This window comes from Listeria ivanovii subsp. ivanovii, assembly GCF_900187025.1.
Lineage (GTDB): Bacteria > Bacillota > Bacilli > Lactobacillales > Listeriaceae > Listeria > Listeria ivanovii.
In genome coordinates this window covers 2,644,524-2,664,887 of the sequence record NZ_LT906478.1, presented here as the reverse complement: position 1 = coordinate 2,664,887, position 20,364 = coordinate 2,644,524, and the positions used below count along the sequence as shown (strand labels likewise).

25 protein-coding genes and 1 pseudogene are annotated in these 20,364 nt (G+C 37.8%); 22 read left to right on the top strand and 4 right to left on the bottom strand.

Translation table 11 applies throughout. From position 1 onward, the window contains the following. The first annotated feature begins 28 nt into the window (after positions 1–28). The 15 genes from rpsH (at position 29) to CKV67_RS13185 (ending at position 9,033) form a co-directional block, all read left to right on the top strand. Complete coding sequence (gene rpsH, locus CKV67_RS13260) at positions 29–427, top strand: 30S ribosomal protein S8 (protein WP_014093812.1); 399 nt, start codon at positions 29–31, stop codon at positions 425–427. A 30-nt stretch (positions 428–457) separates the two neighbouring features. Continuing rightward, positions 458–994 (top strand): 50S ribosomal protein L6, encoded by a 537-nt coding sequence (gene rplF, locus CKV67_RS13255; protein ID WP_003749693.1) that lies wholly within the window; start codon positions 458–460, stop codon positions 992–994. A gap of 39 nt (positions 995–1,033) precedes the next feature. Beyond that, a complete protein-coding gene (gene rplR, locus CKV67_RS13250) occupies positions 1,034–1,393 on the top strand; it encodes a 50S ribosomal protein L18 (RefSeq protein WP_003739848.1) in 360 nt (119 codons plus the stop codon). A gap of 21 nt (positions 1,394–1,414) precedes the next feature. Continuing rightward, positions 1,415–1,918 (top strand): 30S ribosomal protein S5, encoded by a 504-nt coding sequence (rpsE, locus tag CKV67_RS13245; RefSeq protein ID WP_003723681.1) that lies wholly within the window; start codon positions 1,415–1,417, stop codon positions 1,916–1,918. 16 nt (positions 1,919–1,934) lie between these two features. After that, entirely contained in the window at positions 1,935–2,114 is a 180-nt protein-coding gene (rpmD, locus tag CKV67_RS13240; RefSeq protein ID WP_003720933.1) for a 50S ribosomal protein L30, read from the top strand. Between the two features lie 57 nt (positions 2,115–2,171). Then, positions 2,172–2,612 carry a 50S ribosomal protein L15 gene (gene rplO, locus CKV67_RS13235; RefSeq protein WP_014093811.1) on the top strand — a complete coding sequence of 147 codons (441 nt, stop codon included), beginning with the start codon at positions 2,172–2,174 and terminating at the stop codon, positions 2,610–2,612. Next, positions 2,612–3,907, top strand: a complete 1,296-nt coding sequence (secY, locus tag CKV67_RS13230; protein WP_014093810.1) for a preprotein translocase subunit SecY — start codon at positions 2,612–2,614, stop codon at positions 3,905–3,907. Before rplO ends, secY begins: the two co-directional genes overlap by 1 nt. Before the next feature lie 59 nt (positions 3,908–3,966). Continuing rightward, the gene (locus CKV67_RS13225) at positions 3,967–4,614 is read left to right on the top strand and encodes an adenylate kinase (RefSeq protein WP_014093809.1); all 648 of its coding nucleotides are present in this window, start codon (positions 3,967–3,969) and stop codon (positions 4,612–4,614) included. A 385-nt stretch (positions 4,615–4,999) separates the two neighbouring features. Next, positions 5,000–5,218, top strand: coding sequence for a translation initiation factor IF-1 (gene infA, locus CKV67_RS13215; RefSeq protein WP_003720929.1), 219 nt, complete (start codon positions 5,000–5,002; stop codon positions 5,216–5,218). A gap of 103 nt (positions 5,219–5,321) precedes the next feature. Beyond that, positions 5,322–5,435 carry a 50S ribosomal protein L36 gene (gene rpmJ / locus CKV67_RS13210; protein WP_003720928.1) on the top strand — a complete coding sequence of 38 codons (114 nt, stop codon included), beginning with the start codon at positions 5,322–5,324 and terminating at the stop codon, positions 5,433–5,435. 18 nt (positions 5,436–5,453) lie between these two features. Beyond that, the gene (gene rpsM / locus CKV67_RS13205) at positions 5,454–5,819 is read left to right on the top strand and encodes a 30S ribosomal protein S13 (protein ID WP_003720927.1); all 366 of its coding nucleotides are present in this window, start codon (positions 5,454–5,456) and stop codon (positions 5,817–5,819) included. 22 nt (positions 5,820–5,841) lie between these two features. Next, positions 5,842–6,231: a 30S ribosomal protein S11 gene (rpsK, locus tag CKV67_RS13200; RefSeq protein ID WP_003720926.1), complete on the top strand. Its 390-nt coding sequence runs from the start codon at positions 5,842–5,844 to the stop codon at positions 6,229–6,231. 109 nt (positions 6,232–6,340) lie between these two features. Continuing rightward, positions 6,341–7,285 (top strand): DNA-directed RNA polymerase subunit alpha, encoded by a 945-nt coding sequence (locus tag CKV67_RS13195; protein WP_003720925.1) that lies wholly within the window; start codon positions 6,341–6,343, stop codon positions 7,283–7,285. Between the two features lie 16 nt (positions 7,286–7,301). Continuing rightward, the gene (gene rplQ / locus CKV67_RS13190; protein ID WP_014093808.1) at positions 7,302–7,709 is read left to right on the top strand and encodes a 50S ribosomal protein L17; all 408 of its coding nucleotides are present in this window, start codon (positions 7,302–7,304) and stop codon (positions 7,707–7,709) included. Between the two features lie 229 nt (positions 7,710–7,938). Continuing rightward, the gene (locus CKV67_RS13185; protein ID WP_025280107.1) at positions 7,939–9,033 is read left to right on the top strand and encodes a DNA glycosylase AlkZ-like family protein; all 1,095 of its coding nucleotides are present in this window, start codon (positions 7,939–7,941) and stop codon (positions 9,031–9,033) included. Positions 9,034–9,075: 42 nt separating this feature from the next. Here the strand turns inward: CKV67_RS13185 and CKV67_RS13180 are convergent, their stop codons facing one another. Both CKV67_RS13180 and CKV67_RS13175 read right to left on the bottom strand, forming a co-directional pair. Then, a complete protein-coding gene (locus tag CKV67_RS13180; RefSeq protein ID WP_014093806.1) occupies positions 9,076–9,975 on the bottom strand; it encodes an acetamidase/formamidase family protein in 900 nt (299 codons plus the stop codon). Between the two features lie 119 nt (positions 9,976–10,094). After that, the gene (locus tag CKV67_RS13175) at positions 10,095–10,757 is read right to left on the bottom strand and encodes an MgtC/SapB family protein (protein ID WP_025280106.1); all 663 of its coding nucleotides are present in this window, start codon (positions 10,755–10,757) and stop codon (positions 10,095–10,097) included. Between the two features lie 134 nt (positions 10,758–10,891). Here CKV67_RS13175 and CKV67_RS13170 point away from each other — a divergent pair, with 134 nt between their 5' ends. The 7 genes and pseudogenes from CKV67_RS13170 to CKV67_RS13135 all read left to right on the top strand — a co-directional run bounded on the left by CKV67_RS13170 (position 10,892) and on the right by CKV67_RS13135 (position 17,889). Then, positions 10,892–11,731 (top strand): energy-coupling factor ABC transporter ATP-binding protein, encoded by an 840-nt coding sequence (locus CKV67_RS13170; protein ID WP_025280105.1) that lies wholly within the window; start codon positions 10,892–10,894, stop codon positions 11,729–11,731. Then, a complete protein-coding gene (locus CKV67_RS13165; protein ID WP_014093803.1) occupies positions 11,707–12,573 on the top strand; it encodes an energy-coupling factor ABC transporter ATP-binding protein in 867 nt (288 codons plus the stop codon). Before CKV67_RS13170 ends, CKV67_RS13165 begins: the two co-directional genes overlap by 25 nt. A 2-nt stretch (positions 12,574–12,575) precedes the next feature. After that, positions 12,576–13,373 carry an energy-coupling factor transporter transmembrane component T family protein gene (locus CKV67_RS13160; protein WP_014093802.1) on the top strand — a complete coding sequence of 266 codons (798 nt, stop codon included), beginning with the start codon at positions 12,576–12,578 and terminating at the stop codon, positions 13,371–13,373. A 5-nt stretch (positions 13,374–13,378) separates the two neighbouring features. Continuing rightward, positions 13,379–14,125, top strand: coding sequence for a tRNA pseudouridine(38-40) synthase TruA (gene truA, locus CKV67_RS13155; protein ID WP_014093801.1), 747 nt, complete (start codon positions 13,379–13,381; stop codon positions 14,123–14,125). Between the two features lie 182 nt (positions 14,126–14,307). Continuing rightward, positions 14,308–14,745, top strand: coding sequence for a 50S ribosomal protein L13 (rplM, locus tag CKV67_RS13150; protein WP_014093800.1), 438 nt, complete (start codon positions 14,308–14,310; stop codon positions 14,743–14,745). Between the two features lie 21 nt (positions 14,746–14,766). Next, positions 14,767–15,159: a 30S ribosomal protein S9 gene (rpsI, locus tag CKV67_RS13145; protein ID WP_003726075.1), complete on the top strand. Its 393-nt coding sequence runs from the start codon at positions 14,767–14,769 to the stop codon at positions 15,157–15,159. Positions 15,160–15,828: 669 nt separating this feature from the next. Further along, positions 15,829–17,889 (top strand): annotated as a pseudogene (locus CKV67_RS13135) (endo-beta-N-acetylglucosaminidase). A gap of 177 nt (positions 17,890–18,066) precedes the next feature. Here CKV67_RS13135 and CKV67_RS13130 read toward each other — a convergent pair. Together CKV67_RS13130 and CKV67_RS13125 are read right to left on the bottom strand one after the other, a co-directional pair. Beyond that, on the bottom strand, positions 18,067–18,432 hold the full coding sequence (locus tag CKV67_RS13130) for a hypothetical protein (RefSeq protein WP_014093799.1): 366 nt from the start codon (positions 18,430–18,432) through the stop codon (positions 18,067–18,069). A 405-nt stretch (positions 18,433–18,837) separates the two neighbouring features. Then, the gene (locus CKV67_RS13125; protein WP_025280102.1) at positions 18,838–20,364 is read right to left on the bottom strand and encodes a GW domain-containing glycosaminoglycan-binding protein; all 1,527 of its coding nucleotides are present in this window, start codon (positions 20,362–20,364) and stop codon (positions 18,838–18,840) included.

Here is a 20,364-nt window from a genome sequence, read left to right as displayed (position 1 = left end):
AAGAGTTTAAGGAAGGAGGGTATTATACATGGTGATGACAGATCCAATTGCAGATTTTCTAACTCGCATTCGTAATGCAAACATGGTTAAACATGATAAATTAGAACTGCCTGCATCCAAAATCAAAAAAGAAATTGCTGAAATATTGAAGCGTGAAGGTTTTATCCGTGACGTTGAATATATTGAAGATGACAATGCTGGAACAATCCGTGTTTTCTTGAAATATGGAGCGACTGGCGAACGTGTAATCACTGGTTTAAAACGTATTAGTAAACCAGGTTTGCGTGTATATGCAAAATCAAATGAGGTGCCTAAAGTCCTTAATGGTCTTGGTATCGCAATCGTGTCTACTTCCCAAGGTGTTTTAACCGACAAAGAAGCCCGTGCTAAACAAGTCGGCGGAGAAGTACTAGCATACGTTTGGTAAGAAAAAGTAAACCATAAGGAGGTGCAATAAATGTCCCGTATAGGTAAAAAAACTATTGTGATTCCTGCAGGTGTAACAGTTACACTTAATGGATCAACAGCAACAGTTAAAGGTCCTAAAGGTGAACTTGTAAAAGAGTTCAACCCAGAAATTACTATCAATATTGAAGGCAACGAAATTAACGTTTCTCGCCCGACTGATAATAAAAACCACCGCGCGCTTCATGGTACAACCCGTGCTATTTTAAATAACATGGTTGTCGGAGTTTCCGAGGGTTATGAAAAGAAATTAGAACTTATCGGTGTTGGTTACCGTGCACAAAAACAAGGCGACAAGCTTGTTCTTAACGTAGGGTACTCTCATCCAGTAGAATTTGTTGCTCCGAAAGGCGTAGAAATTGAAGTTCCTGCAAACACACAAGTGATTGTTAAAGGATACAACAAAGAACACGTTGGAGAATTAGCTGCAAACATTCGTGCCGTACGTCCACCAGAGCCATATAAAGGTAAAGGTATTCGTTACGAAGGCGAACATGTACGCCGTAAAGAAGGTAAAACTGGTAAATAATGCCGCTTAATTAGGCAAATGAGAGAAGAGGTGAGTCGTGTGATTACCAAAATCGACAAAAATAAAGTACGTAAAAAAAGACATGCTCGTGTTCGTTCTAAGATTTCTGGAACTGAAAGTCGTCCACGTTTAAACGTATTCCGTTCAAACAAAAACATTTATGCTCAAATTATTGATGATGTAAATGGTGTGACACTTGCAAGTGCGTCTAATTTAGATAAAGATTTCGGTTCTGCTGAATCAAAAGTTGATGCAGCAAGCAAAGTTGGCGAACTAGTTGCTAAACGTGCTTCCGAAAAAGGTATTACTTCTGTCACTTTTGACCGTGGAGGATACTTATATCATGGCCGCGTAAAAGCTCTTGCTGAAGCAGCTCGCGAAAATGGACTAGAATTTTAATAAGAAGGAGGGACATATTACATGCCTGAGCAAATTGATGGAAACAAATTAGATTTAGAAGAACGCGTTGTTACAATCAACCGTGTTGCTAAAGTAGTTAAAGGTGGACGTCGTTTCCGTTTCACAGCACTTGTTGTTGTTGGAGACAAAAATGGTCATGTTGGTTTCGGTACTGGTAAAGCACAAGAAGTTCCAGATGCAATCCGTAAAGCTGTTGAGGATGCTAAAAAGAACATGGTGCTTGTACCTACTGTAGATACAACTATTCCACACACTGTAGTCGGACATTTTGGTGGCGGAGAAATTCTTCTTAAACCTGCTAGTGCCGGTTCTGGTGTAACTGCTGGTGGTCCCGTTCGTGCGGTCCTAGAACTTGCCGGTGTTGCTGATGTATCTTCCAAATCGCTTGGATCTAATACACCAATTAACATGGTACGTGCTACAATCGACGGAATTAAACAACTTAAAAACGCTGAAGATGTTGCGAAACTTCGCGGCAAAACAGTAGAAGAATTGTTAGGATAAGGAGGGAATTATCGTTATGGCGAAGTTAGAAATCACTTTAAAACGTAGCTTAATCGGACGCCCTCAACCACAACGCAAAACTGTTCAAGCATTAGGTCTTGGTAAAACAAATTCTGTAGTGGTTAAAGAAGATAATCCTGCAATTCGTGGGATGATCACTAAAGTAAGTCATTTAGTGGACGTCAAAGAAGTTTAAGCTTAATATAATAATATGTAATTGATAGAATTTGTTAAATAGGAGGAGGTGCTTGACATGAAACTACATGAACTTAAGCCTTCAGAAGGTTCTCGTAAAGAACGTAATCGTGTTGGTCGTGGAACAGGCTCTGGTAACGGCAAAACTTCAGGACGCGGTCATAAAGGACAAAAAGCTCGTTCTGGTGGTGGCGTACGTTTAGGCTTTGAAGGTGGACAACTTCCACTTTTCCGTCGTATTCCAAAACGTGGATTCACAAATATCAACCGTAAAGAATTTGCAATCGTGAACTTAGATGTTTTAAACCGCTTTGAAGATGGTACAGAAGTAACACCAGAACTTTTAATTGAAACTGGAATAATTCGTAACGAAAAATCTGGAATCAAGATTTTATCAGATGGTAAAATCGAGAAAAAACTTACTGTGAAAGCGAACAAATTCTCTGCAGCTGCTAAAGAAGCAATTGAAGCGGCTGGCGGAAAAACTGAGGTGATCTAATGTTTCAAACGTTAGTTAACTTCTTCAAAGTAGCGGACATCCGAAAAAAAATACTATTTACGTTAGCAATGCTAGTTATTTTCCGTATTGGTACGTTTGTGCCAGTACCGGGAGTTAACGCTGCAGCATTGCAATCTAGTATGGATGGCGGTATTTTGGGGTTTTTAAACACATTTAATGGTGGGGCGTTAAAAAACTTCTCAATTTTTGCCATGGGTGTAATGCCTTACATTACATCTTCCATTATTGTTCAGTTGCTTCAAATGGATGTTGTTCCAAAGCTAACTGAGTGGTCGAAACAAGGGGAAATGGGTCGTAAAAAACTCAATCAACTTACTCGATACATGACGATAGGTCTTGGTTTAGTCGAAGCATTTGGTATGGCATACGGATTTAACCGCATGTCATCTGCTGGTTTGGTTATTGAACCATCTATTGGTAGATATGCCATTATCGCGATTGTTCTAACCACAGGTACAATGTTCTTAATGTGGTTAGGTGAGCAAATCACTGTTAAAGGCGTTGGTAATGGTGTTTCCATCATTATCTTTGCTGGTATCGTTGCACGTATCCCTGATGGAGCACGTCAATTATACGTTTCGCAAATTGAAAACGCTGGTGATCAACTTTTCCTACACATATTAACTCTTGCCGGTGTCGCGGTTGCGATTTTAGCTATTGTTGTAGCTGTTATCTTCTTCCAACAAGCACTGCGCAAAATTCCAATTCAATACTCTAAACGTGTAGCAGGAGCAAAACAATCGGGCGCGCAAGCAACTCATTTGCCGTTGAAACTTAACTCTGCCGGAGTTATCCCAGTTATCTTTGCAAGTGCATTTATTATTACACCACAAACTATTCTTACTTTCTTTGATCAAAGTAATGATGTAGTAAAAGTATTGAAAGATGTGTTTGATTACACTAAACCAATTGGTATGATTTTATATGTTGCACTAATTGTTGCTTTCACTTATTTCTATGCTTTCATTCAAGTAAACCCTGAGAAAGTTGCAGATAACTTGAAAAAGCAAGGTGGGTATATTCCTAGTAAACGTCCTGGTCGGGAAACACAAGCTTATCTTACATCGGTACTTTATCGATTAACATTTGTTGGTGCAATTTTCCTTTCAGCGGTTGCTATACTTCCAACTATCGGTACTACTGTGTTTAGTTTGCCGCAGTCACTTGCCGTTGGTGGTACAAGCCTACTAATTGTTATCGGGGTAGCATTAGATACTACGAAACAACTTGAAGGACAACTTGTAAAAAGGAACTATCGGGGATTTATCAAATAACACGCAGTTCTTGTTAGGGTTTCCTAGCAGGAGCTAGCGCGTAATAAGGGGCGAAACAGTTGAAATTAGTATTAATGGGACTGCCCGGCGCCGGAAAAGGCACACAAGCGGAACAGATTGTTGAGAAATACAACATTCCTCATATTTCCACGGGAGATATGTTCCGAGCAGCTATGAAAAATAATACAGAATTAGGAAAAAAAGCTAAATCCTTTATGGATAATGGCGACCTAGTTCCTGATGAAGTTACAAATGGTATCGTTCGTGAACGTTTAGCCGAAGATGATGCTAAGAATGGCTTCTTGCTTGATGGTTTTCCGCGTACAGTGGAACAAGCAAAAGAGCTTGGAAATATTCTAAGTGATTTAGGTACAGAACTTGATGCTGTCATTAACATTGATGTCGAAAAAGATGTTTTAATGAAACGTCTTACTGGTCGCTGGATTTGCCGTACTTGCGGTAAAACTTACCACGAAATTTACAACCCGCCAAAAGTGGCTGGGAAATGTGATTTAGATGGTGGAGAACTTTACCAACGCGAAGATGACAAGAAAGAAACCGTTGAAAATCGTCTGAATGTCAATATGAAACAGACCAAGCCGCTTCTTGATTTTTACTCTGAAAAAGGTAAACTTCACAGCATAAACGGCGAGCAAGATATTAAAGACGTTTTTGTAGATGTGGAAAAAATTCTTGCTTCTTTTTGAGGGGTAAGCTGTGCTGAAACCACCGTCAAAATCAATGCGTGCAAATTGATATGATTTGTAGTATAATGGATAATTGGCAGTGGAATAAAGGCATCTAAGCAAATCATGATGAACGAGAGAACCGTTTGAAGATCATCCGAATGACGTATATGTTCTACCCTGACCTGCTCAGCCGCAATGCTTTTGCGTGTGACAGTTCTTCTGGTTTTACGGATTTCACTTTTACAGGTTGTCTGAAAAGCTGGCGAAATTGTGTTGCCTTTTAAAGAAGTGCATCCATTTTTGCATGTTTTACGTTTTTTCATGTAAGAGAAATAGTTACACTGAAAGGATTAGGCCTGCATCAGGAACAAATCCAAGAATACAAGAAGGAGGTAGCAAACATATGGCAAAGGAAGATGTTATTGAAGTAGAAGGCGTTGTGCAAGAAACTCTACCAAACGCGATGTTCAATGTTGAACTCGAAAATGGTCATAAAGTACTGGCAACTGTTTCAGGTAAAATCCGCATGCACTACATTCGTATTTTACCCGGAGATAAAGTGACAGTAGAGCTTTCTCCATACGACCTGACACGCGGAAGAATTACTTATCGTTTTAAATAATTTGCACTCCGAAATTGAATTTATATACCGGTCTGGTTCGCCCAGCTTAGAAATTATCGGTTTATAGAGACATTTTCTCTAATAAACAAGGAGGTATATCTATATGAAAGTAAGACCATCAGTGAAACCTATGTGCGAAAAATGTAAAGTTATTCGTCGTAAAGGTAAAGTAATGGTAATTTGTGAAAATCCAAAACATAAACAAAAACAAGGATAAGAGGAGGTGCTTAAGTAAATGGCACGTATTGCAGGTGTGGACGTTCCACGTGAAAAACGTATTGTTATTTCCCTGACTTACATTTATGGTATCGGTAAACAAACAGCTAGCAAAGTTCTTGCTGAAGCTGGTGTTTCTGAAGATACTCGTACTCGTGATTTAACTGAGGAAGAGCTAGGTAAAATCCGCGAAATCTTAGACCGTATTAAAGTTGAAGGTGACCTTCGTCGTGAAGTAAACTTAAACATTAAACGTCTAATTGAAATCGGTTCTTACCGTGGCATGCGTCACCGTCGTGGACTTCCAGTTCGCGGACAAAATACAAAAAATAATGCCCGTACTCGTAAAGGCCCGTCCAAAACAGTAGCAGGCAAAAAGAAATAATAGTAAAGGAGGTAGTTAGTGAATGGCTCGTAAAACAAATACTCGTAAACGCCGTGTGAAAAAGAATATCGAATCTGGTATTGCACACATTCGTTCTACATTTAATAATACGATCGTAATGATTACTGACACACATGGTAATGCTTTAGCTTGGTCAAGTGCAGGTTCTCTAGGGTTTAAAGGTTCTCGTAAATCTACTCCTTTCGCAGCGCAAATGGCAGCTGAAAGTGCAGCTAAATCAGCACAAGAACATGGTTTAAAAACATTAGAAGTAACTGTTAAAGGTCCTGGTTCAGGTCGTGAAGCGGCTATCCGTGCACTACAAGCAGCTGGTCTTGAAGTAACAGCTATTAAAGATGTAACTCCAGTTCCACATAACGGATGTCGTCCTCCAAAACGTCGTCGCGTATAAGTGGTCGTTTTCTTTTGCCAATAGTAGATTTTTACTGTCTTAACTATCAAGGCAGAGAGTTTGACATAAAGACTGATATTCTAGACGTTTTGAAGGAGGGTAAATTTGAATGATCGAAATTGAAAAGCCAAAAATCGAGACGATTGAGATCAGCGATGATGCCAAGTATGGAAAGTTTGTTGTAGAGCCACTTGAGCGTGGATATGGTACAACTTTGGGTAACTCCTTACGTCGTATTCTATTATCTTCTCTTCCAGGTGCAGCAGTAACCTCTATCCAAATTGATGGAGCTTTACATGAGTTTTCTGTAATTGAAGGTGTAGTAGAAGATGTAACAACCATGATTTTAAATATTAAAAAACTTGCGTTAAAAATCTATTCTGATGAAGAAAAAACATTAGAAATCGATATGCAAGGTCCTGGTGTAGTGACTGCAGCTGACATTAATTATGACAGCGACGTTGAGATTTTAAATCCCGACTTACACATTGCTACATTAAGTGATAATGCTAAATTTCATGTGCGTTTAAATGCTACTCGTGGTCGTGGTTATACACCTGCTGATCAAAATAAACGCGAAAATATGCCAATTGGTGTGCTTCCGGTTGATTCAATCTTTTCACCGGTTATCCGCGTGAACTATCAAGTGGAAAATACACGTGTTGGACAATTAACTAATTATGATAAGCTTACGTTTGATGTGTTGACTGACGGAAGTATCAGCCCAGAAGAAGCAGTTTCACTTGGAGCTAAAATTCTTTCTGAGCACTTAAGTATCTTCGTTAACTTGACAGATGAAGCACAAAAAGCTGAAATTATGATTGAAAAAGAAGAAAGCCATAAAGAGAAAGTGCTTGAAATGACTATTGAAGAATTAGACTTGTCTGTTCGTTCATATAATTGTTTAAAACGCGCTGGAATCAATACAGTACAGGAACTTGCTGATAAATCCGAAGACGATATGATGAAAGTTCGCAATTTGGGCCGTAAATCGCTAGAGGAAGTAAAAGTAAAACTGGCTGACCTTGGCTTATCTCTAAGAAACGAAAACTGATAAAGGAGGCAATTCCATGGGTTACAGAAAATTAGGTCGTACAAGCTCACAACGTAAAGCATTACTACGTGATCTTGCAACGGATTTAATCGTACATGAACGTATTGAAACAACAGAAGCTCGCGCTAAAGAGATTCGTAAAGTTGTTGAAAAACTAATCACTTCTGGGAAAAAAGGAGACTTGCACGCTCGTCGTCAAGCAGCTGCTTTTGTTCGTCATGAAGTTGTAGATGTAGTTCAAGTAGATGCAAAAGGTAAAGATGGTTCTACTGTGAAGAAAAACCGTCCAGTTTACGCGCTACAAAAACTATTTGATGATGTTGCTCCACGTTACGCGGAACGTCAAGGTGGTTATACTCGCATCTTGAAAAAAGGTCCACGTCGCGGTGACGGCGCACCAATGGTTATTATTGAATTAGTTTAATAATAAAACGTTTAAAGCAAGTGGAGTGTCATGATATGGGGACTTCTTGTTTCCTTGTCTAGCTCTGTGTTTCCTAGCCTATAAAACAGGCTAGGAGGCAGGCTTTTTTTGTTTGACCTGCTTTACGTATCGTTTTGTAGGTCAAACTTGAAAAGCATGTTTTTTCTTGTGCTTCTTTCGAAAAACATCTATAGTGAACTCCAAAGACTAGTAAAAGGAGTGGCTAAAGATGCGTATACTAACTAACTCAGAAATAGCTAAAAACCGTCTGTATAATTCTGGCTTACTACATAATAAATTTTCTAACGCACCTGTCGCTTCAAGTGCGTTATTTGGCATACAATCACAATATCAACAGTTTGGCGAAATAAGTCTGTTTAATCGTGTAAGTGATCTAACAAAAGAAGTGTTGCAGAAGGACTACAATCAAAAGAAGCTAATTAAAATTTGGGGTCAAAGAATGACGGTGCACATGTATACGCCTTCTGAGTGGTTTTTTATTCATGAAGTATATGCAAATAGGAACAACTGGATTAAAAAGCAAACAGATGGGTTAGGAAGCAATTTAGATACGCTTTTAGAAGAAATGGAACTACTTCTAATGAGTGAGGAGAAAATTCCTAAAGAAGCATTTGCAAAATTATTTGGTGAGCAGGCGAAAACCCTGATGACTTGGGGTGGCGTATTTATCCAAGCATCGCTAGACGGGAAACTGTTTTGTGTGCCAGAATCTCCAAAAACTAAATTTTATAGCCATCGTTATTGGATTGATTCAGAAATAGAAGAATCATGGCTAAGTGCACCTCGGATGCAAACAGGACTAGAAGTGATGATTGATCGCTACTTCAGTGCATATGGTCCTGCCACAGTCCAAGATTTTAAGCATTGGTCCGGACTTCCGAATTTTGAATTTCAAGCAACGCTCGGAAAACTTCTACCAAATTATTTCTGCTATTTAGGGGAAGAGGGGGAGAAGTATTACAGCAAAACGGAAATACAATTAGAATTAAAATCAGAAAAGCCGCTTTTGCTTGGTAAGTTTGATCCACTTTTTGTTAGTTATCGGAGAAAGGATTGGTTGGCAAATGAAAAAGAAACAAGCTTGATTTGGAGAACTGCTGGTCAAATTGAAGCTGTTTTAATTATAAATGATATTTTTTATGGTACATGGAGATATAAAATTACCGGAGAAAAAATTGTGTTTTATTTTTATTTGAGTAAAAAGCTAGCAAAGAGAACTCAGAAACAGGTTGAGAAAGAAGCTATACAACTTGCTGTATTTTTAGGTAAAAATTATCAAGGAAGTACTTTTGAACAAATATAAAAGAAATCCTATTGCTCGTTAAATGGAGCAATAGGATTTCTTTTATAAAAATGGCATTTCTGGAAAATAATCTAATGGTAGTTTGATACTTGCTGTCTGACTAGGTCTACTTAAATGGCAAATTTGAAAATCGCCATCGAGTGATAATAAGAACACGGCATCTTCAATGGTCATTTTATCAGTAGCTGTTAGTAAATCCACCATATTTTGTAAAGCAGTTTTTGCTGCGCTTTCAACGGTGGAATCAGAAGCAATACAAATTAAGTGATTGTCATGAATGATGACTGGAGTTGGCGCTTTTTTATTTTTTAGGATTTGAAGCCTTAGTGTAACTTCTGCGGGGATTTCTGCGCAACTTGAGGTAATTTCCCTAAGACCAGTAGTTGCATGAACATCACCAACATGAAGCAAAGCACCTTGTTTTTCAACAGGTAAAAAGATAGTCGCACCTTCTGTAAGATAAGCGGAATTAAGCGCACCTCCGCAATCAGTCGGTAGTTGAACGGGTCTTGATTCATTTGTTGATTCAGTTTTTAATAAGCCGATTGATTTTTCGATATGAATATTGATTTGTTCGGAGTAAATGATTTTATTATGTTGAATTTTATAACTCCTAATACAATTATTTGGTAATAAATCATCTAGTAATCCGATGTTTGGGCCATTTAGTAAGAAAGTATTCGTACTAGTAAGCTCAATTTTTTCAATTGTTACAGCGAGCAAGTCTCCTGGTTTTGCCCCGTCGACAAATATTGGTCCACTCGTTGGTGAAAACTGCTTCCAATCTAGTTCCCCGTAATGAAGCCGTTCTTTGTGAAGTTGACCGTTGAAGTGATCTTTTATTTTTATTTTCACAACAGAGCCATCTTTTACTGTAAGCGCAGGTTGGGCCAATTTATCCATCTTATAAATCGACTGCTCTCTGGTTACAAGGTTTTTCATCTCATCCCTTCTCCCTGTTCAGTTTTATACTGACGGGTGAATTATAGCAAAGAGGGGATTAAGATGTAAATGGATATTCTGTGAACAATTGACGTATTTTTGCAGAATATGAGAACACTTTACTCCATTTTCTCCATGGTGATATGAGGAAGATTTTGAATAAAGTGAAATAGTTCGGATTCTTCCTGCTTATTTTTTGTTTTTATAACAATATTTACCTTAAAAACAAGGCTTTCACCAACTGTTTCTTTTTCGGTATTGTAAGAAATTATTTGTTGCTTATTTTGCTTTATTTTCTCGGTAATCTTTACGAGATTGGCACGGTCAGTTGTTGAATATAGGAGGGATGTTGTATGGAGACCAAATGATTTAAAAATAATACTAAGAAATTCTAGACCTATTAATGTAAGCAAAGTAGCTGCAATACCAACCCAGTACATGCCAGCTCCAACTGCAAGGCCGATACCAGCAGTAGCCCAAAGACCTGCCGCAGTTGTCAAACCTCTTACAAATTTTTTTTGGATAATAATTGTCCCTGCGCCAATAAAGCCAATTCCGCTTACAACCTGTGCAGCGATACGACTCGGGTCAAAAGATACAGTTTGTATTTTAGCAATTTCTGAAAAGCCATACTGAGAAACAATCATAATTAATGCACTACCAAGAGAGACAAGAAAATGTGTTCTAAAACCAGCTTCTTTAGCTCGGATTTCTCGGTCAAGGCCGATAATCGCCCCAAGAACACCTGCAACAACTAGCCGCAAAATAAAATCGGGTAACATAATATCACTTCCTTAACTTATATGTACTTTATTTTTACCCTAAATAAACCAATGCAATCAAAAAGGAAATTTTGCGCAAGGTAGATGTTTATACTATAATAAACAATGAATGGTCGAAAAGTGAGGTGTTAAGCATGGCGGAAAGTTTTGTAAGATTAGAACATGTTTTTTATAAGTATGAAGACACGGAGAAATTTGCAGTGAAAGATGTATCAATTTCTGCGGAAAAAGGGGAATGGGTGGCACTTGTTGGTCACAATGGTTCCGGGAAATCAACTATCGCTAAACTGTTGAATGGTTTGCTTTTTCCAGAAGATGGTTTAATTAAAATCGGACATTTTGTTTTGTCTGAAAAAAATATATGGGAAATTAGACGACAAGTCGGAATGGTTTTCCAAAATCCTGATAATCAATTTGTTGGAGCTACAGTGCAAGATGATGTTGCTTTCGGTCTTGAAAATCACGGGATTCCTCATGATATTATGGTCGACCGTGTCGAATCTGCCCTTAATGAAGTCGGTATGCAAAGTTACGCGTTACACGAACCAGCTAGACTTTCTGGGGGACAAAAACAACGGGTCGCTATTGCAGGTGTGCTAGCATTACAACCGGATGTTATTATTTTAGATGAAGCAACTTCAATGCTTGATCCAAGAGGACGCGCGGAAGTGATGGAAACAATTCGAATCATGCGCGAACAAGAAGATATTACGGTTATTTCGATTACACATGATTTGGATGAAGTTCTTTTTGCTGATCGGGTAATTGTGATGAACGAAGGAGAAATTCATAGCGAAGGAACGCCCAAAGAAATCTTTGAGCAAGCTGATGCGATGCGAAAAATCGGATTAGGTGTGCCGTTTATTATTGAATTACAAGAAAAACTAGCTGCTGGTGGCTTTGAAACAGGAAGTACCGTGCTATCGGAAGGAGCCTTACTAGATCAATTATGGAAATTAAACTCGAACAACTAGGTTATTGTTATCAAAAAAATAGCCCGTTTGAAAAGCGAGCATTACTTGATGTAAATGTTTCTTTTGATTCTGGTAGCTATTCCGCGATTATTGGACATACTGGTTCCGGTAAATCAACGTTACTTCAACATCTGAATGCACTTTTAATGCCAACAGAAGGTAAAATTACAGTTGGTGATAGAGAAATTGTTGCTGGAGTAAAACAAAAAAAACTTCGCGATCTTCGTAAAAAAGTGGGAATTGTTTTCCAGTTTCCAGAAGCGCAATTATTTGAAGAAACGGTGGAAAAAGACATTTGTTTTGGACCAATGAATTTTGGTGTTTCTGAAGAAGATGCGAGACAACGCGCTAAAAAAGTGATTTATGAGGTGGGGTTAACAGAGGATATTTTATCTCGCTCCCCATTTGAACTTTCTGGTGGGCAAATGCGTAGGGTTGCGATTGCGGGTGTTTTGGCAATGGACCCAGAAGTACTCGTGCTAGATGAACCAACTGCTGGACTGGACCCACATGGACGAGAAGAAATCATGGAAATGTTTTATAACCTCCACAAAGAAAAAGGGCTAACTACTGTTCTTGTAACGCATAGTATGGAAGATGCCGCACGATATGCGGAGAAAATCGTTTTAATGAAAGCTGGAACAGTCCTTCAAATCGGAGCTCCACGGGAAATATTTGCTAATCCAGGAGAATTAATTGAACTTGGTCTTTCTGTTCCTGATGTGGTACGATTCCAAGGTTTATTTGAACGTAAATTCAATGTAAAGCTAACTAAAACTTGCTTAACAATGGATGAACTAACAATGGAAATGGCGCCACACTTAGCGAAGGGCGGGGCTTAATCATGATGGATAAAATGATTCTCGGGCGCTATATTCCGGGAAATTCCTGGCTCCACAAGCTTGATCCTCGTGCGAAAATTACTGCAGTCATGGCGTTTATTGCCATTGTTTTTTTAGCGAACAATTGGCAGACGTATGCGCTGATGTTTCTTTATGTGTTGTATCTGGTGTTAACATCGAAAGTGCCATTTTTATTTTTTATTAGAGGGTTACAACCGATATTCTGGCTGATTTTAATTACATTGTTACTACAAGTTTTTTTTACAAAAGGTGGAACAATATTAGTGGATTTAGGGCCATTACAAATTACGACGCTTGGACTGACGAACGGAGCAATGATGTTTTGTCGCTTCGTACTGATTATTTTCATGACAACCTTGCTAACACTTACAACAAGTCCGATTGAACTAACAGACGGACTAGAGAAAATTTTGGCACCTTTCCGCTTAGTACATTTGCCTGTTCATGAGCTCGCACTGATGTTAAGTATTTCGCTTCGTTTTATCCCAACGCTAATGGATGAAACAGAGAAAATTTTGAAAGCACAAAAAGCGCGTGGGGTAGAATTTACAAGCGGAAAATGGCGAGACCGGATTAAGGCAATTATTCCATTACTTGTTCCATTGTTTATTAGTGCGTTTAAACGAGCAGAAGATTTAGCGATTGCGATGGAAGCGAGAGGTTATCGTGGTGGAACAGGACGGACAAGATTTCGTTTGTTACGCTGGCGGTTTGCTGATACATTTTTACTTATTTCACTTGTTATTTTAAGTGGATTATTATTTTGGTTGCGGAGTTGAAGGGGATGACAAGGTATAAAGCAGTAATTTCTTATGACGGAAGTGGGTTTTATGGTTATCAAGTACAACCAAACACGCGGACTGTTCAAGCGGAAATTGAAAAAGCGCTAAAAAAAATGCATAAAGGGAAAAGCGTTCGAGTAACAGCATCCGGAAGAACGGACACTGGTGTGCATGCGAAAGGTCAAGTAATTCATTTTGATTCAGAACTAGCTGTTTCAGCAGAAAAATTCCAAAAAGCACTTCAAGTGATGACACCTTTTGATATTAGCTTTATAACAGTAGAAGAGGCACCGGCGGATTTTCATGCTAGATTTGGTACGGTCGGAAAAGAATATCGTTATGTAGTAAAGCGAACAAAAGTTTTCGATCCATTTAGTCGCAATTTTGCACTGCATTATCCCTATGAGCTTAATGTGGAGCAAATGAAGATTGCAAGTGAGCGCTTAATTGGTGAACATGATTTCACTAGTTTTTGTTCCGCAAGAACGGAGCGAGATTCGAAAGTCCGGACACTTTATAGCATTGATTTTTATGAAGAAGATAATGAGACTTTGGTTATTTGTTTTCAAGGTAATGGTTTCCTGTACAACATGGTACGGATTTTAACTGGAACGCTACTTGATGCGGGACAAGGACGAATTTCCCCAGATGATATTACAAAAGCACTTCTGGCACGTGATCGACAAAAACTCATTAGTAAGACTGCGCCACCACAAGGATTGTATTTGTGGCGGGTTGACTATGAATAAAAATTAAATAAAGCATTGACTTTTTGACCCAAAAACGGTATTATGGACTATGGTATTGTTTGCCCCACAATAAGCCCCGGAAGGTTGTTGTGTTTAAACAATAAAAATATAGAATAGCATTTCGGGAATTAGGAACAGTTTTCGGGAGCTAATTTGTTTCAATTTATTTAGGAGGGTAATTCATGCGTACAACTTATATGGCGAAACCCGGCGAAGTAGAACGTAAATGGTACGTTATCGACGCTACTGGTGTTTCTTTAGGACGTTTATCCAGTGAAGTTGCTTCAATTCTTCGCGGAAAAACTAAACCACAATTTACTCCACATATCGATACTGGAGACTTTGTAATCATCATTAACGCTGGTAAGATTGGTCTTACTGGTAAAAAAGCTACTGACAAAATTTACTACCGTCACTCTCAATATCCAGGCGGTTTGAAATCTCGTACTGCAGGTGAAATGCGTACAAACAATCCTGAGAAATTATTAGAACTATCTATCAAAGGTATGCTTCCAAAAAATTCTCTTGGACGTCAATTATTCAAAAAATTACACGTATACGGTGGAGCAGAGCACGAACATGCGGCTCAAAAACCAGAAGTATACGAATTACGCGGTTAATTAATAAAGGAGGAATACTAAGTGGCTCAAGTACAATATTACGGAACTGGTCGTCGTAAAAGCTCTGTAGCTCGCGTACGTTTAGTACCAGGCGACGGCAAAATCGTTATTAACAATAGAGACTGGGAAGATTACATTCCATTTGCAGCTCTTCGTGAAGTTATCAAACAACCTTTAGTAGCTACAGAAACTTTAGGTAATTATGATGTACTAGTAAACGTTCACGGTGGTGGTTACACTGGTCAAGCCGGTGCTATCCGTCATGGTGTAGCTCGTGCACTATTACAAGTGGCACCTGAGTACCGCCCAGCACTTAAATCCGCTGGTCTACTTACTCGTGACCCTCGTATGAAAGAACGTAAAAAATACGGACTTAAAGGCGCGCGTCGTGCACCTCAGTTCTCAAAACGTTAATATTGACGTTTCAGAGCATTTCCCTTTTTGGAGGGGAATGCTTTTTGCTTTTAAAAAAGGAATAAAAAGTTCTTTCTATTATAAATTATCTATTCTTTCAAAGTTGAAATCCAAACATTTCAACTTTCTCTTTGTAGGAAAATCCAATAAAAGAGTGTGTAAAAATAATAATTTTAATAAGCTACCATGATTTCTCTGTTTGAATCTAATGTAGTCAATTATTTGTGAGTGGTAAGAAGTTAAAGCATTTATGTTGAAATTTCTTTTGAATGGTTTTATGATTAGAGAGATAAGAGTAGATTTTTATAATTTTCTGATAAGTGAAAATGATTTGTTGTATTATTTTCAAGAGGTAGAATAAAATTCTTCGGAGTAATGTATTTGCAAGGGATAGGAATTTATTTGTGTTACTAATTATATATAATTAATATTTCGAATTGATAGTTTTTTGTTGAAAAACTGGTTAGGATATTGTTAACGAAATATCGATTTAAATATAAAAAATTATTTAATTAGCATTATATAGGAACGAGAAATTCATTTATATGTAGATATGGTGAAAATGTAAATTGATATGGCATCATCCATTGCATTAATGACGATAAGGGAGTAGCGAGCTTAATTTAGTAGCTATAGATTTACAAATACATTTAATAGGAGGAACTATGCATGAAAAGATGTTGCTTTCTGTTGTTTTGTTCCCTGGTTCTCGGATTAGTTGCTGGAGGGTTGTTCCCGAAATCGAGTATAGCCGCTGAAAATTATTCTGTGAAAGGAGAAAATCAACCATATTTTCATGGGTTTAATGCAGAACAAATGTTGAATTGGTCCCCAGAAACAGATACTACAGCCAAATATTTCCGCTCAAACACTCCTTTGGAAAAAAGAAATTCCTCTTACGCTGCTACACAAGCGCAACCACAATTAAAGAATAATGCAGCCCTGTTCACTTTATCAGGTGACTATGGAGATCCAGGATATCGTAAAGAGAAAGGGATGCCTGATTTTACTCGAACGGTAGATGCATATTCTAGAAATGTTTTTCAATTTTGGCAGTATGTTGATTATTATGCTTCTTGGAATGGTGTACCTATTGAAGGAACAAGCTATAGTGATATCAAAGAAAATCAAAATTTGACTTATGGGGTAGTGAATTATCCGAATCCAGCTTATACGGACGCAGCACATCGTAACGGAGTGAAAAGTTTAGGTGCATGGTTTTGGCCAAGAAAAGAAAATTTTTCTAAATGGGTCGTTCAAAAAGAGGATAAAAGTTTTCCGGTAGCTGACAAAATGATTGCTTTGGCACGTTATATGAATTTTGATGGATATTTTATTAACCAAGAAGCAACTATTTCCAAAAAGGATGCGCAACAGTTACAAGCGATGCTAGTTTATTTTAAAAAGAAAGCACCTGATTTGTATATTTAATTCTATGACTCATTAACGAAAGATGGCGAATTGGATTATGTTAATGGCTTTGATAAAACAAATAGCTATTGGGTAAAGGCGGCAAACGGTTCTGCAGCAGATAGTATTTTTATGAACTACGCCTGGAATACTGAAACCTTGAAAAAAGGGAATCAATATGCTAAAAGTGTCGGTTTAGATCCATTACGTGTGATGTTTGCGGGTACTGAAAATCAAAAATATGGATTTAATCCCCCGTATGATCCTCGACAAGTATTTGCTGATAAAACTAATCCTTTCGCTTCCTGGGCTCTATTTGGGTCTGATTTTGTCTATTCACGTTATCCAGGGAATAATTTAGCAACTGAAAATCAACTCGCGATTAATAATAGAGAGCGTGAGTATTGGTCTGGACCTAAGCAGGATCCAACAAAAACAGGTAGACTAACAGAAGAAAATAGTTCCCCGTATTCTGATGATGGTCAACCTAATGATGCTAACAATCCAGCACATTGGGATGGTGTGGCTAATTTTATTGCGGAGAAAACGGTAATCCAATCATTCCCGTTTGTGACAAATTTTAACACTGGACATGGATTAGGGTTTTACCAAAATGGAAAGCAAGTATCGAAAAGAGAATGGAGTAATATTGGCATTCAAGACATTTTACCGACATGGCAATGGTGGCAAAATGGGAAATCGAAAATCTTGTATAATTACACAAATGCATGGAACGGCGGTAATTCATTGGAAATTAAAAATATCCAAGAGAAATCAATTACTCACTTGTTTAAATTAGATGCAAAACTTCAGGGAAAAGAAGAATTAGTATTGCGAGCGATTGCACCACCCAGTATAAAAGCGCAGATACTAATATATTTTAAAGATGATTTAAGTAATCCGGTAGCATATAATATTAAAAAAAGTAATCAGTGGAATCTATCTAAGTTTAATTTACGTAAACACAAACAACGAGAAATAGGAAAAATTTCTATTTCAATAAAAGGCAAAGCAAATGAGTCGTTGGTTATCGGACAGTTAGGAATTGTTAATAAAGGTAACGATTTACTCGGAAAGCCAACCTTTGAAGTGGAGCGCTATTTGGGTGAAAGTGGCGAGGCTTTTATCAAAACAACCATGGCAAAAGATATTTTGTATTACAATGTTAGTGATGAAAAAGGAATGTTTATCGGAAGGGTAAATAGTCAAGATAGTTATTTAAACCATATTCCAAAAGGAACGGCTAAACTAGTTGTTCAGCCGGTATCCAAGAGTTATCTTAACTATAAGCAGATAATTGTACCGCTTAAGAACAAATAAATATATTTCTTTGGTTCGTTTGAATTTGAGTCGTACCTAATTTTAGAAACGGGCAAAAGTAAAAAGCCGCTTGCAGTATGGCATCTTTCCAAAAAAGTTGAACTTGGGGAGATGGCTCATTAGACTAGTGGCTTTTTATAATATGATTACTAGTCAAAGTGTGCTACCGAAATTTCACTAATTTTGAACTGATGTTTGTCTGAAACAAAATACACAAGCAATTATCAATAGAACAATTGCTGGAAATGCTAGCAGTGCAGTCACTGCAAAGCATGCGCATCCAATTATCCCTAGAATATGGCCAACAATAGAAACTCCAGCTTTCTTAGATTTAATTAGCCCAATAATATGGACAATAAGACCGATGCCGGCCATTACATAAAAGAAAGTTCCAGCCCCGCTTGTTTGAGATCCGTCCCCACCTGCAAAACTTTCACTGAAAGCCATGAAAGTTACGACAAACCAAGATGTTGTAAATAAGATGGCGTTTATAATATCCAAAATTGCAGCGGTAGTATTAATTCCTAGTTTTGTTTTTTTCATTTTTATTATCTCCCTTTTCTTGTTAATTTATATAATCGCAGTGCGTTTATATCTTTTTTGTTATTGCAAATCCATGTAATCATAGTAACAATATTTTGGGGAGATGTATTATGCAAGATGATTAAAATTAATCTAGGTGAGAAGAAACAATAAATATTTGGAGGGACAATGTTTGGTTGCGGCCATGTTTTTAGGTTTCACTACAAGTATTACAGTAAGTTTATAAAGCAAGAAATCTTTGCTGGATTTATTTAGTCAAAAATTGAGGGAATGCTGGTTTATAAGTGGGATTTTTATAAGCTAAATCAGTGCAATAGCGAGGAAATGGCAAAAAAATAGAGTGGAACATCCACTCTATAAAAGTCTGGCTTTTAGAGGTTGCTGATACAAACACCCTCCATTTTATTAACTTTGAAGATCTGTTGCTTTGATCCAGCCAATGGAATTATCATTATCTTTGAGATGTAACCATTTTTCACTGAGGATCGTCGCTTCTTTATCAACTAATAGTAATTTTCCATAGTAGTAACCAACTTCTTTCAGCTTTGTGTTAGTTGTTTCAACAGGTTTACTATAGACAATAGCTTCTGGAGTTTTTACATAAGCAACTTGAGTTATTGTTTTTTCTGATTCAGGAGTATAAATAATCGATAAATCTTTTTCGCTTGCCCAACCAACTAGTTGTCCATCAACTTTAAACTGGTACCAAAGCGTATTGCCAACTTTAGCTCGAGTAACAAGTTCTAGTTTATCTGTCGCATAATCACTAAGTGGCGCTATTTTTTCTGCGTTTTTTGTGTTGTATGGATTTGTCCAAACATTTTCTGTTGCAGGAGTTTTAATTTTAGCGTAGCCATTATAGGCATTTTGTTCGGTCATTCGGTCATAAAGACGGTCGTTCAACTTATCAGCGCGAACCCAGCCGATTTCGGTGCCGCCTTCTGAAAGTTTAAACCAAGCATAGCCGTCACGAGTAATTTTTTTGTCAGCGTGAAGTGCCTTTCGGTCATAGTTTGCAAGGGTGCCTTTATCAAACTGCTTTTCTGAAGATGGCAAGCGATAACTGTGACCGTTTAAATCATCCACATATTTAGTTAAATTCACGTTTTCATTTTCTTTTTGATGATAACTAAGCGTAAGCGCATTGCTATTTACCCAACCAACGTCTTTGTTGTTCTCGCGGATGAAGTACCAATGTCCTTTCTTGGTCTTGGCTTCCCAAGAAACTTCGAGGTTGCGATTACTATAGTTTGCCAGTGTATCAATTTTTTCTGATTTCGCAGTATTATACGGAGCGGACCAAATGATTTCTTTTGTTTTGTTTGGTGCTACTTTTCCGATTGCGGCAATTTTGTTATGCGATTCAATTTTATCGTAAACAATATCGTATTGCGTTAGATTATAACGTTCAATAATAGTAGCTAATTTGTCTACATATTCCGGATCAGTCGCATAACCACCATCTTTAATTGCTTGTAATGCTTTGCGGTAATCTGTTTCGCCGACTGCGCCTTTATAGCGTGCGTTGTGTGTAATTAAATCAGTATGGTCTTTAATGGATTCTTGCCAGCTAGGATAAACACGGAAATTCGCAGTTGTTGCCCCAGTTGCTTCCATCGTACGCATCGAAACTGATTTCCCATTATACGAACCTTTAATACCAAATAAATTATTCGAGTTTTTGCTTAAACCACTTTCACCCCAATTAGATTCCAATATAGCTTGAGCGAGTGTTACACTGGCTAAAAGCTTTCCGTCACGTAGACCATCTTGAGCAGCGGGTAAAATTTCATTAATAAATGCTTGTTGCTGCGAACTTAACTCAACTTGAGAAACCTGATTATCACCCGTTTCTGCTCCAACATTCATTGAAACTACAATAAATGCCACAATGAGTATAATAATCCCTGATTTCATAAACTTTTTATCCAC